This is a genomic window from Pelagibius sp. Alg239-R121, from assembly GCF_947331435.1.
Taxonomy (GTDB): domain Bacteria; phylum Pseudomonadota; class Alphaproteobacteria; order Kiloniellales; family Kiloniellaceae; genus Denitrobaculum.
Genome location: NZ_CAMZOF010000022.1, coordinates 1 through 12,614, shown reverse-complemented (window position 1 = coordinate 12,614; position 12,614 = coordinate 1). Strand labels below are relative to the sequence as shown.

Annotated in this window: 10 protein-coding genes and 1 pseudogene; 6 read left to right on the top strand and 5 right to left on the bottom strand. The window is 56.2% G+C overall.

The genetic code is table 11. The features are described from left to right. Positions 1 to 67: 67 nt before the first annotated feature. On the bottom strand, positions 68 to 232 hold the full coding sequence (locus QMZ18_RS36090) for a hypothetical protein (RefSeq protein ID WP_282611296.1): 165 nt from the start codon (positions 230 to 232) through the stop codon (positions 68 to 70). A 25-nt stretch (positions 233 to 257) separates the two neighbouring features. After that, positions 258 to 539: pseudogene (locus QMZ18_RS36085) on the bottom strand (DDE-type integrase/transposase/recombinase); the annotation flags it as partial. Positions 540 to 774: 235 nt separating this feature from the next. Between QMZ18_RS36085 and QMZ18_RS36080 the strand changes: the two are divergent. Continuing rightward, the gene (locus QMZ18_RS36080) at positions 775 to 2,016 is read left to right on the top strand and encodes an IS110 family transposase (protein ID WP_282611295.1); all 1,242 of its coding nucleotides are present in this window, start codon (positions 775 to 777) and stop codon (positions 2,014 to 2,016) included. Here the strand turns inward: QMZ18_RS36080 and QMZ18_RS36075 are convergent. Further along, the gene (locus QMZ18_RS36075) at positions 1,926 to 2,567 is read right to left on the bottom strand and encodes an IS6 family transposase (protein WP_282611294.1); all 642 of its coding nucleotides are present in this window, start codon (positions 2,565 to 2,567) and stop codon (positions 1,926 to 1,928) included. The genes QMZ18_RS36080 and QMZ18_RS36075 overlap by 91 nt on opposite strands. Before the next feature lie 367 nt (positions 2,568 to 2,934). Between QMZ18_RS36075 and QMZ18_RS36070 the strand changes: the two genes are divergently transcribed. The 5 genes from QMZ18_RS36070 (at position 2,935) to QMZ18_RS36050 (ending at position 10,463) form a co-directional block, all read left to right on the top strand. Next, on the top strand, positions 2,935 to 5,127 hold the full coding sequence (locus tag QMZ18_RS36070; protein ID WP_282611293.1) for a hypothetical protein: 2,193 nt from the start codon (positions 2,935 to 2,937) through the stop codon (positions 5,125 to 5,127). A gap of 329 nt (positions 5,128 to 5,456) precedes the next feature. Beyond that, the gene (locus QMZ18_RS36065) at positions 5,457 to 6,491 is read left to right on the top strand and encodes an IS110 family transposase (protein ID WP_282611292.1); all 1,035 of its coding nucleotides are present in this window, start codon (positions 5,457 to 5,459) and stop codon (positions 6,489 to 6,491) included. 317 nt (positions 6,492 to 6,808) lie between these two features. Next, positions 6,809 to 7,312 (top strand): RES family NAD+ phosphorylase, encoded by a 504-nt coding sequence (locus tag QMZ18_RS36060; protein ID WP_282611291.1) that lies wholly within the window; start codon positions 6,809 to 6,811, stop codon positions 7,310 to 7,312. 541 nt (positions 7,313 to 7,853) lie between these two features. Beyond that, positions 7,854 to 9,668, top strand: a complete 1,815-nt coding sequence (locus tag QMZ18_RS36055; RefSeq protein ID WP_282611290.1) for a methyl-accepting chemotaxis protein — start codon at positions 7,854 to 7,856, stop codon at positions 9,666 to 9,668. Positions 9,669 to 9,965: 297 nt separating this feature from the next. Beyond that, the gene (locus QMZ18_RS36050) at positions 9,966 to 10,463 is read left to right on the top strand and encodes a hypothetical protein (protein ID WP_282611289.1); all 498 of its coding nucleotides are present in this window, start codon (positions 9,966 to 9,968) and stop codon (positions 10,461 to 10,463) included. A gap of 86 nt (positions 10,464 to 10,549) precedes the next feature. Here QMZ18_RS36050 and QMZ18_RS36045 read toward each other — a convergent pair whose 3' ends face one another. Together QMZ18_RS36045 and QMZ18_RS36040 are read right to left on the bottom strand one after the other, a co-directional pair. After that, entirely contained in the window at positions 10,550 to 11,254 is a 705-nt protein-coding gene (locus QMZ18_RS36045) for a SprT-like domain-containing protein (protein ID WP_282611288.1), read from the bottom strand. Positions 11,255 to 11,322: 68 nt separating this feature from the next. After that, positions 11,323 to 12,120 (bottom strand): methyltransferase, encoded by a 798-nt coding sequence (locus QMZ18_RS36040; protein WP_282611287.1) that lies wholly within the window; start codon positions 12,118 to 12,120, stop codon positions 11,323 to 11,325. Between the last annotated feature and the right edge of the window lie 494 nt (positions 12,121 to 12,614).

Sequence of the window (12,614 nt, the reverse complement as noted above, 5' to 3'; positions counted from 1 at the left end):
TTTGCTGAGCTGCAACTTATCAGGGTCAGGTCTTGTTTTGTGCGTGAGGATTACCCTATCACTCCGATCACACATCCAGATCGCCCAGGGCGGCACCAGCATCCAGAACCTGAGCTTTGTGTTCGATACCCTGGGCAATCTCCAGGAACGCAACGATCTGACCCGGAACCGTAAGGAGGCCTTTCTCTATGACGGCCTGAACGGCTCTGTTGCAAATGTTGCATTTGGACATATTCCGCCCCTACCGGGGCTCTTACTTAAGCTTTGGCGTCCTGAAGATGGTTTTCGAGTATTGTGACCGCCTCAGACAGGGCACATGGACCGATACCGAAGGCTCTCTCGACAATACGTGTCTCACCGAGGACATCGTTTGAGAAATTGAACATGCCAGCCTGACCCTTGCGCAGGGCACGCATGACTTCGAACCCTTTGATTGTCGCGTAGGCGGACTTCAACGTTTTGAAACCACGCACCGGCCGGATCAGCTGTTTCAGCTTGCCGTGATCGGCCTCGACAATGTTGTTATCAGGCATGTATGAGCGCGACGCGCCAATCCGCATTTTGCAACGCGGTTGGATCGGCTAACATCCGCCCACCGGGATTGGGGTGTCGGGAGCACGTAAGGCGGGCAGGCCGAAGTATCTCATGAGCTGCGAGCTCGAGTTGTTATCTGGCCGCCCCTTCGACTTGCCCGGTTGCGCTGCGAGCGCGGATCCGTAGTTGTCGTGTAGCCCGCTGGCTCCTTTGGTTACTGACCTTGGAAAGGAGCGGAGAATGCGAACCATTGGCCTTGATGTCCATCGAACCTTCGCGCAAATGGCGATCTTGGAGAAGGGTGAGATCTGGGATGCTGGACGCGTCGACCTCGAACGTGATCGTCTCCTGCAGTTTGCCAAGACGCTCAGAGCGGACGATGAGATCGTCCTTGAGGCAACAGGTAACACCAGTGCGATCGTGCGAATACTATCACCGTTTGTACGTCGGGTGGTTATCGCCAACCCTCTCTTGGTGCGGGCCATCGCCTGGGCCAAGGTCAAGACCGACAAAATCGACGCGGCGGTGCTGGCCAAACTCCATGCGAGTGGATTTCTGCCTGAAGTCTGGATGCCGGACGAGGAAACCGAGACGCTTCGCCGCGTCGTGGCCGAACGGGCGCAACTCGTCTCTCAGATGACCCGTCTCAAGAACCGGATACACTCAGTTCTGCATGCCAACTTGATCCCGCCCTATGGAGGTGCCTTGTTTTCAAAGCGCGGCAGGACCTGGCTCGAGGCTCAGCCACTTGCAGAGGATCAGCAGCGCCTTGTCCTTCGGCATGCCGGCGAACTCGACCGGCTTGCAAATGAACTCGCTCAAATCGACAAAAGCCTCGCACTGACGGCACTTCAGGAACCACGCGTCAAGAGACTGATGACGATCACCGGCGTCAATGTCACTGTCGCACTTAGTATCGTGGCGGCGATCGGCGATATCGCCCGGTTCCCGTCGCCAGAGAAGCTTGTCAGCTACTTCGGGCTCAATCCACGGGTCCGACAGTCCGGTGACAAGCCCGCCTACCACGGCCGTATCACCAAACAAGGTCGGTCTCATGCGCGATCGATGCTGGTTGAGGCGGCATGGGTCATCTCCCGCGCACCTGGCCCTCTACGCGCCTTTTTCATACGGATCCGGGATAAGCGTGGCAAACAGGTCGCCGCGGTTGCGACTGCGCGTAAGCTGAGCGTTATCATCTGGCACTTATTGACCAAAGACGAAGACTATACCTGGAGCCGCCCAGCACTGATGGACTGGAAGCTTCGAAAGCTGGAGTTGGCTGCCGGCTACCCATCTTGTCGTGGCGGCAGGAGCAAGGGATCCGCCGCGGACTACAGCAAACAATTGGTGCGCGATAGCGAGAGAGAAGCAATCGGTCATGCCGAAGAGGTCTACCGTCGCTTTGTCGCCAAATGGAAACAGCAATTGCCAATGAGACGCTCGGGGACCCTAGACGGGATAGAAAAACCAAAGACTGCGTGAACAATCTTGGTCAGCGTAAGGCTACAAAAAGTCTTGTCAAACACATCTGTGAGATACTTCACCTGGCGATGCTCGGTTTCTTCGGGGCATTTGCCTTCGGTTTTCAGCTCGGAAATGGCCGCGCCATAAGTCGGCGCCTTGTCGGTATTGATTGTATGGGGCTTTTCCCAGTCTTTCAGACCTCTCAAGGCTTTGCCAAGGAACCGCTTCGCCGCCTTGGTATTCCGTGTGGGAGAGAGATAGAAGTCGATGGTGTTGCCGAATTTGTCCACCGCCCGGTAGAGATATGTCCATTTTCCGCGGACCTTGATGTAGGTTTCATCGACCCGCCAACTGCCCGAAGCTGGTCGGCGCCATTGCCAGCGCAGCCGTTTTTCCATTGCAGGAGCATAGGTTTGAACCCACCGGTAGATCGTGGTGTGATCAACGCGCACGCCGCGTTCGGCCATCATCTGTTCAAGATCGCGGTAGCTGATCCCATACCGGCAATACCAGTGAACTGCCCATAACACGATCTCTCCTCTGAAATGACGACCTTTGAATGCACTCATGAAATCAACAGCCTAATCTGAAAAAGCTGCTTCTCGCACCAGGAACAGAAATTTGCAACAGAGCCGTTTGCAGTGCCCCGACGGCCCGGCTTGCTTTCGAAGCGCTGAAACCTGCCGCCCTAGTGCCAACTGTGGGCGCCGCCTGGCGCAAATGGAGTATCTATTGTGGAGATCGCGCAAAAATTGTGGTAGGCTTGCCCTACATAGGAAGATTCAGGTTCCATTTTGTCAATCCATTTTCGGGTCTCTCGGTAGGTTGCTTCACGCCTTCATGCCCGACCAATTAACGTTCTGCCGCGGGTTTTCTGGCGTGTGACGTCTTAAGTTCCAGCTTGTTGAGCGCCCGTCATTTTGCGGGAGCATTCAGATGCATGACGATGACAGTACCCAAGATTTCGGGGAAGCGGTCCATGAATTCGACGACGATCTGATCGCAGAGCTTCAGGCGGAAGCAGACGGTTCCCTGCAGCCTGTACCGATTGACCGGTTCCGGCCCGCCCGACTGAACGACCCGATCTGGTGGCGGTGTTACCGGATCGGCTCGGTGAGCGGGCGCTATGAGGGCGAAATGACCAGCCCGAGTGCAGGCCAGAAAGAACTGGATCTGCGGGTGGATATCGATCCGCGGGGCCGGAATTCTGACGTGCTCGATAAGGTCAGTGGCGATATCTACAGGGTCTACATCTTCAGCCGACGGCGCTGGCGCGTCTATGAACGCTCTTGGATCGTCCACAGCCCTCGTATCAAATGGTCACGCTGCAGCGTCACGATTACCGGGGCTGTGACCTTCTGGAAAGGCAAGCAGCCAGCAACACAACTCCATCTTAAGATACCCTGGCGCACGTTCCGGCCTGCAGGCCCCGCGACGGCGAAATTCACTTACTCCAGAGGCAGCGACGTCTATGAATGCGCGCGACGTTCCGAGAATTTCCGGGATCTGACGCTGGAGGTCGACGTGGCCAGTTCAGTGAATGCCGGAACGATCCTGCCGGCCTATGATAGCCATTCCCATACTGATCGTCCCGCCGGTATCGCAAGGCGCGATCTGGGGATGGAAAGAGCCTATGCCGAGGCTGGGATCGGCATGTCGCTGAATTACCCGTCGAGCGTGATCGATGACAGCGCGGCAAGCTTCGACGCCTGGTCGCCGGCCGAGCTGCATGACGCCATGGACGGGGCATTCTCGCAGATGCCTGGTACCTGGCCAAAATGGCATATGTGGGGGCTTCTTTGCGGGCGCTACGACGATGTCAGAACGGCTGGGATCATGTTCGACGCCGCCGCCGCCTATGGTGGCGCGGGCGATGCGCCCGAACGCCAGGGCTTTGCGGTCTTTCGCGAGCATTCCTGGTTCAACAACCTGCCCAATGGCGCACCCTCCAACCAGGCCGAGGCTTGGGCCATGCGGCAGTTCCTATACACCTGGGTCCATGAGGCGGGGCATGCGTTCAACTTCGTGCATTCCCGGAACAAGAGCCGCCCCAATGCTCTGTCATGGATGAATTACCCGCGGTATGTGATCGACTTCTGGGACAAATTCGAGTTCACATTCGATCCCGAAGAACTGATCCATCTGCGTCATGGAGATCGCGCTGCGGTCATCATGGGGGGCGACGCCTGGGCGACTGGCCTGCATTTCCATGGCGAGGCCGAGGCGGGGCCTGCCGAGGGAGAGGCGCCCGTGGAGTTATTGGTGCGCTCGCGCGGGTACTTCGACTTCATGGAGCCGGTCAGCGTGGAACTGCGCCTGCGTAACCTGATGAGGGAGGCAGAGGTGGAGATCGACACGCGTCTCGATCCGCGTTTCGGCAATGTGGCGATCTTCATCCGCAAGCCCGATGGTGAGATCGTCGAATATGAGCCGGTGTTTTGCGAATTGAGCGATCCCGAAATGTCGGTATTGAAACCGGCGGGTTCTGCGCCGGGTACCGAGCGGCATAGCAACGAGGTACCGATCACTTTCGGCCGGGTGGGCCATGTCTTCTCGACGCCTGGCGAATATCAGGTGCGGGCGATCTATTCGACTAACGAATTGGGCATGATTCCCTCGCCGGTGCATAGCATCCGCGTGGGCATGCCATTCTCGCGCGATGAGGACCGGTTGGCACAGGATTACTTCTCGTTCGACGCAGGGCTTTGCATGGCGCTGGGCGGTTCTCAGTCCGAGACACTGGCGAAGGGCCGGGTCGCGTTGGAGAATGTTGTTCAGACCTGTGCCAAGACCATGGCGGGGGCAAAGGCGGCGTTGGCGTTGGCCGAGGGCATGAAGAAGCCTTTCCATGTGATTGACCGCAATAAGGGCAAGCTGGCGCGGGCGAAAGGGGCGGCGGTGAAAGACGCTTTGAAGTTGACTGCGAATGCACTCAAGGTGGTTTCGGCTGAGAAGCAGGACAATTTGGGCTATCACAGGCTGGTGCGGCAGCGTGCCGAGCTTCTGGTAGCCTCCGGAGCCAAGACCGAGGCCAGGGAGGAAGCCAAGAAGATGCGGCAGGCTTTGGCCAAGCGCGGGGTGCATGAGCCGGTTCTGAAGCGGATCGACGCCTGGGCGGCAAAGCTTTAAAGGTTCCCTGACTGCACGGCACCGATTAGCGTGGGGCGAGTTTCAACTCGCTCCGCCAATCGCTTGGCAGGTCCGGACAGGCAATTTAATGCTGGATTCAAAGGCCCTTGAAGCCGAGCGCTCAACAGGTACGCCATGTCCGCTTCGCTGCCGACACATTGACCTTCTTGCAATTGCGGCAAAGGTCCGGAATCCGCCCTTTGCGAAGGATGTTGCGACGCACAGCAATGTCGAAGAAGGGCTCCAAGCATGCGTAATTGGGCTGACCCTGATTTGAGGTCGAGCTCCCGATAGGATCACAGGATATCTGTGAACAAGGGAGGTTGAAGATGGAATACTTTGCCGGTTTGGATGTTTCGCTGCGGTCTTGCGCGCTTTGCATTGTCGATAGCAAAGGTACGGTTTTACTCGAGCGAGAACTACCTTGTGAGGTCGATGAGATTGCGGCCCACCTGAATTCCTTTCCACACGCGATAGAACGGGTTGGTTTTGAGGCTGGTACGATGAGCCAGCACCTTTTCTATGGTCTGACGGGTGAAGGCTTTGACGTCGTTTGCATGGAAGCCCGGCAAGTGAATGCGGCACTGTCAGCGATGCGCAATAAGACAGACAAGAACGATGCGCGGGGCATCGCTCAAGTCCTGCGCACCGGTTGGTTCAGCCCTGTCCATATGAAGAGCCGGGAAGCACATGGGGTCCGTGCCCTGCTGAGTACACGCAAAGCATTGCTCAGCAAGACCATTGATCTGGCCAACGAGGTACGTGGCCTGTTGAAGATCTTTGGTATCCGCTTGCCCAAGACGGTGAAGCACGGCAGCTTCGATGGCGTCGTCAGGCCCATGATCGAGATGGATGAGGTTCTGGCTCATGCCCTCGTGCCTCTGCTCGACGCACGACTGGTTCTGTATCAGCACTTTCTGGAGCTGGATCGGCGGGTCAAACGCGCAGCCACCCAAGATGAGGTCTGCATGCGGGTGATGACCGTTCCCGGCGTAGGACCAATCGCGGCACTGACCTTTATGGCAGCTGTTGATGATCCTACGCGGTTCAAGCGGTCCCGTACGGTCGCAGCGCATTTTGGACTAACCCCGCGAAGATATCAGTCCGGCGAACATGACAATCCCGGCCGGGTATTGAAAGCTGGGGACCGGGATGTTCGCGCAACGCTTTACGCGGCAGCAAACGCACTGCTCAAGCGCACAATGGCTGGGTCACAGATCAAATCCTGGGGCATGCGATTGATGCGCACCAAAGGGCGCCGCCGTGCTGTGGTGGCCGTCGCCCGCAAACTGGCTGTTCTGCTCCATCGCATGTGGGCAGATGGCACCGTGTTCCGCTCAGAGACCGTGGAGGGCCTGGCATGATCTAAGCGCTCACCATATATCTGAACGCGGTCGTCCCTCACCGGACGAGGTTCGTGGATGAAGCCGAAAATGGCTGCTGCGCAACGTGAAGCGCGTCTCTAAGCAAGGCTCTCCACTACCAATCCGACACATGCGTGCAGCAGTGCTATCAGAGCACCAATCAGACTGCGAAGAGAAGCGTGACCCGGATGAGCGACAATGACCCGAAAGAAACAAAGAAAACGAGCTTGACCCAAACGCCCAATTAGAGAAGCGGACGTTTGCTTGCATTTCCGTGTGGCAGTTTTAGCGTCGCCGCATAAAGTGAGGGATGGGTGATGCTCACCGACGTTTCCGGCAGATTTGTAAAGATCGCGCTCAGTGGGGTCGACATCGACATACACTTGGAGCGTGGGCGGTCATGCCGCCCTCCAGCACGCTTCAATCGAAAGGGGCAGGATGCGCTTTATCTCAGTCCGAATGAAGAAAGCGCTCGGGTTGCGATCGGGCAATACGTGGTCGAAGGCGGTCCGCCGAGGGGGCTGTTCACCTTCGAGGTAGATTACTGCAAACTGTTCGATCTGCGAAACCCGCAAGCCGCGCCAGTTTATGAAGATGCGCGCCAACCTTGGCAATGCGAATTGGAAGCCGAACGCATCCCGAGATCATGGGGAGCTGCCGACGAGTTGAGAAACGCCGGTCACCTTGGGCTGATTGATCCTTCCCGTCGTCGTCCCGGGCTTTGGCACATCACACTATTTCGCTGGAACGAACCGGGCGCACCAAGCGTGCGAATGGTCGGCAATCCCAGACCGATCGAAATCATCCCAAACTATCGGTAGCGGGCATCCGGCTTAAATCTTCGGATGGCCGGTCGACCTGCAACTAACCCCACCCTGGCTTCCAAGCGAGAGTTCGAAATTGCCTGGCAAACTTCGATCAAAGTCGATCGTTGGACAAACGTCTGGGCGACAAGATTCATTTTTTTCGAGCTGGAGACGGCAAGAGTTGTTTGGCTGAAGGTTGTTCGATAAAACAATCATAAGTGGCTATTCTGATCGTTCCAAATTTATACCCATGAAGGCTCGCTTCATCTCCGATTTCAACTTACAAATTGAACAATTTTGTCCGCTTGATAAGTTTTTAATAACTGTAAAACAATGAATTAAAGAGCTTTTCGCACGCCTAAAATTTTCATGAAACAGACCACGTTGTGGCTTAATGCAGAGCCTGGAAAACTCACAAAAGTAAGAGCGTGCGTCATTAGTCAAAAATTAATAATACAACCTTACATTTGTATTTCGGTCGGAGTTTCCGGCATACCCAATACGATGCTGAGCTTGATGTCCGAAGACACAAACTCGCTACACTCTTCGAGAGGACATGATGTCAAAACTTCGCTCACTATCGATTCAGCGTACCTTCCTGCTGCTGACTGCTGCCAACGTTGTCGCAATTGTGTTTCTCGTTGGGTGTCTTTGGACCTACACAGCATTCCAAGCCGATGTAAATCAGGCGCACGATATTGCGGCCGAATCCTATCTGCTCGCGGATGAGCTGCGGCAAAGTTCCGATGATCTGACTCGCTTGGCGCGCACTTATGTCATCACCGGTGATGACAAATACGAAGAGCAGTATTTTGCCATCCTCGACATTCGTAACGGTAAGAAGGCACGGCCTGCCGATTACCATCGGATTTACTGGGATTTCATCGCAGCGGATATGGCAAAACCAAGGCCTGATACAGTCACGATCTCACTTCATGAACTCATGAAACAAGCCGGCTTCACTGAATCGGAGTTTGAGTTTCTCAATGAAGCACAGGCGAACTCAGACGGCCTGGTCAACCTCGAAGTCAAGGCCATGAATGCCGTCAAGGGACTATTCGACGACGGATCAGGCAACTATACGGTCGAAGGCGACCCCGACTTTGAGCTCGCCCGGACTCTGATGCATTCACCGCAGTATCACAGCTTCAAAGCGGACATCATGACGCCGGTCGACAAATTTTTCGTTGCTTTCGAAGCAAGAACGCGGGCGACGATCGAAGCCACCGAGGCACACTCCGGTCGACTCGCGTTGCTTTCGGCTGTGGCGATGATCATTGTCATACTGGTTTCTGCATTTTCGCTCTTCACGATCTACGGCCGGGTTCTGAAGCCCCTGCACAATATCGGCGGTGCAATGCGTCAATTGAGTGAAGACAACCTGGATCTGGATTTGTCGGCCGCAGAACGCGGCGATGAGATTGGCGACATGGCAAAATCGGTGGCCGTTTTCCGGGATAATGCGGCGGAACGGCAAAAGCTTGAATCAGAGCGGCAGTTAGATCGGCAAACTCTGAAAGCCCGCGCAGACCGGATCGAATCAACGATCGCTTCCTTTAATTCCGAGGTTTCACTGAGTCTCGGAAATCTACAAGGCACATCCGCGACATTGGATGAAAGTGCTAAAACCATGTCGGCTTCCGCCGAGCTATCCGCCAGTAGCGTGACGTCGGTATCCAATGCATCGCAGGCAGCGTCAGAGAACGTCCAAACGGTCGCATCCGCCGCTGAAGAGCTCTCCAGCTCCATTGAAGAAATCGGCAATCAGGTCAATCATTCGACCAGGATCATCACCGCCGCCTCGGCACGTTCGGTTGCGACTAACGAAAAGGTGGGTGGCCTTGCTGCCGCGGCGGAGAAAATTGGCGATGTCGTAAATCTGATCCAGGATATCGCAGAGCAGACCAACCTGTTGGCGCTCAATGCCACGATCGAGGCGGCCCGCGCCGGCGACGCTGGCAAAGGCTTTGCGGTCGTTGCGAGCGAGGTGAAGTCTCTAGCTAACCAGACTGCCAAGGCAACGGAGGAAATCAGCCAGCAAATTAGCAATATCCAGGGGGCGACAACGGAAACCGTCGACGCGATCAAGGAGATCACCGATACGGTTCAGGAGATCTCTACCATCACGACAACCATCGCCTCGGCAATCGATGAACAGTCCAAAGCCACGACCGAAATTTCCCGCAGTGCCCAGGAAGCATCCAGGGATACGACACAAGTGTCGGACAGCATTAAGCAGGTCAACGGTGCGACATCGGGCGCTAAGGAAGCATCCGATACGGTTGCGCAAGCAACGGACGATCTCACGCGCGAAACAAGTGGGCTGCGTAACCTCATCGATGATTTTTTGAAGGAAGTCAGAGCCGCATAAGTTACTCGGTGGTCAGGGAGCTCTTTGCTCCTGGACCACCGGTCTGACTGTTTGTCCTAAAGATGGGAAACGACGGTCAGACGAACTATTGATCCTGGACCTTTTCGGTGTTGCCTCTCTTGATTTTACGATTTGTAAACGAACAAAGTTTAAACGTATATAAATTCGTGTAAACATTAATTTTCACACATCATATTTGAAAAACCTGGGTATGCCGCAGTCTCTGAGGTCGGAAGGGACTCGGCTTACCTAGGTCGATAGACAGGTGATCCAGAAGGTCAAGAAATTCGAAGAGCCATGAAGCCAATAGAATTGTCCCAGATATGCGACGGCCACCCCGTCGCCGTTTTTGCAAAACACTTCAGTGAGTTGGATCGTGCGGTCTGCCCGATGGCCCCATTTTGGTTAGACTTCGACCCCATGCGGGTAGCCAGGCTCTTGCAATGGATGATGCTCATTGGGCGGCAGGATGTAACCTTGGAAGGTCATGTCATTCGGATCATGGGGGAGGGTGTTAAACAGGTATTTTCGGTGAACCTGACAAATATGAATCTGGGCACTGTCTTCGATAGGGAAACGATCGCAATCCGTTGGAGAAATGTGATCGACGTCGCCGAAACGCGGAAGCCTTCATTTCATACAAGCTGCGTTCCGGTCGAATCTCGAAGCTTCATTCAGCTTTATCGCGGCTGTTTTCCCTTTTGCGACGAGAACGGCGATATCATCCGCCTCATCGTCGTTGTTGCACCTGTCGACGTTCGCGGAATGCATCTGTACGAGTATCCAACCGATTGATTCGCTGAAAACTTCTTTCTTGGTTTCCCCGCTGTTACGACTGCTATGAAGAAAGAAAGAGAAGCGAGCGCCGGCGGCGCTCTCCGCTACATGTCGGCTTCGTAGACCTTGCCACAGTCGCCGCAGACCAGCTGCAGGCCTGGACGGCCCCAGACATTCAGCACACGGCCATCGTTGCATTCGTGGCTGTACTTGACCTTGCTGCGCGGAGCTGGGGCGGCTTCCGCGCCGCCGCCGTCTTCACTCTCTCCATCCTCGTTGCTATCGAGCAGGACGGGCGCGGCGATTGAGAAGCGATCCGCCCAGGGGATGTCGAAAGCCTCGCCCAAGAGAGCCTTGGCGACCTTCAGAAACGCGCCGCCTTCGAGGGGGTAATCGTTCATACGATCACCAGTCCGCTTGCCGCCAGGTCGGCCCGTGCTGGACGGCATCAGACCGACGGACTCCATCTTGTCGGCCCATTCTTCGTTGTGATAGCGGCCCCTGCCCGGAATGCCGAAATGATGCTGCCAGAGATGGCACATCTCATGGACGAGCGTTTGCAGGACCTCGATGACGCGTTCCTTGCCGAAGAACTCCGGGTTCATGGCAATCTCGTCGGTGGCGCTGCCATCTTCGGCCACAAAGCGCTGCCGCGAGAAATAACCCATGACCTTCTTCTGACGCTGCAAAGTGATCAGGCAGGGCGGCAGTTCCCCGGCAAATAGCTCCTCATTGAAGCTGTCGTAAGCCCGCTGCAATCGCCCGTACTGAGTCGGGGTTGGGGGTGTCGGTGATTCGGTAAGCGCCACATCGTTCTCCATACTTTGTAACGTACGATACACTGCTAAGATTCATTCGCAATGAAGAGTGGTGAGCCTCAGAAGAGGCTCAGTTGATCCCGCGTCATTGGCGGGGTAATGCTTTGGAACTCCAGGGCAGGGGCCGGTGTGCGCTCCGGGAACTCACAGGTGACGATCTCGCAAGCCGGGGATACGCCGTGCCAGTCGTCCCGATACATCGCCGTATCGATCCCACAACCTGCTTCCAGGTGCAGGCCGGTCGCCTTGGCGAATTTCTTATATTCCGCCGTCTCGCGCCGTTCATGGCATCGTACGCCTGAATAAACGAAACCGGCCGACTTCTGCGGGATGATGAAAGCGCCGTATGTTGCAAGATCCGACGCCAGATCGATAACCCTATATTCGAACTCCACACCCTGGTAGCGCAGGTTCGGGGCCTTCACGCGGCGGCCAAAGGGCGGATTGGCAATTGCGACATCGAAGCGGCCAAGATCGCGGGCCACGTCGAAGACATCGGCGCAAATCCAAGTCGACTCTGGAAACAGCTTCTTGCCGACCTCGACGTAAGCCGGGTTGATATCGATACAGGTTACCTCTGGCGGGGTCGTATGGGTCTGGCGGTGATAATGCAGGAAGCTCAAAACACCGATGCCCGCGCAAAGATCGATGACCTTGGAACCACAAATTTCCAGCTTGAAGTCAGCGGCCAACTCAACTGGCGTAAAGAACTCACCGGCGGCGCCGTTCTCGTGGGTCGCGCCTTCCTGCCAGTTCTCATAGACAAACCACTTTTCCTCGAAAGTCAGTTCGTCCTTTTGCAGAAGTTCGCAGGCCTGCGCATGTGCTTTCGCCTGGGCTTTGGTCAGTTTTGCCATGGTGTTGTCCTCCTTAATCCCCCAAAAAGGGGGTGACGCCGCGCGTCATCCCTTGCCTCGTGGCGAACAGGGGGGGAAGGGAGCAGGGAGAATCTGCCGGGTGGTGCGGCCCGCAGCGCAGCGAGGACACGGCCCGGCCGATTGTCCTTGCAGGGATGGGGGGTCAGTACCCCCCGTCCTTCAGCCTGCTCTGGAGAAAACCGCAGGAGCAGGGAACAGAGAAGACTGCCAGGAGCGGAGCGGGAAGCGGCGCCCTGAAGAAAGCCGAAACCAGTGCGCCCGCAGGAGCTGCAACGCAGCGGGACCGAGCGAACCGGCTTTCGAAGTCTATTGTCGTGGAGATAACATCGACCACAGCGGCCACTGAGGTTTCCGGGGAAGGACGCAACCGAGCGACCCTTCCCCGGCCAGTTCAAACCTTGGGCGGCGAGGACTTACCGCCCTTGGCCTGAGGTTGTTTCACGGCCATCCCCTCGGGCAGCCACGCCGCGATC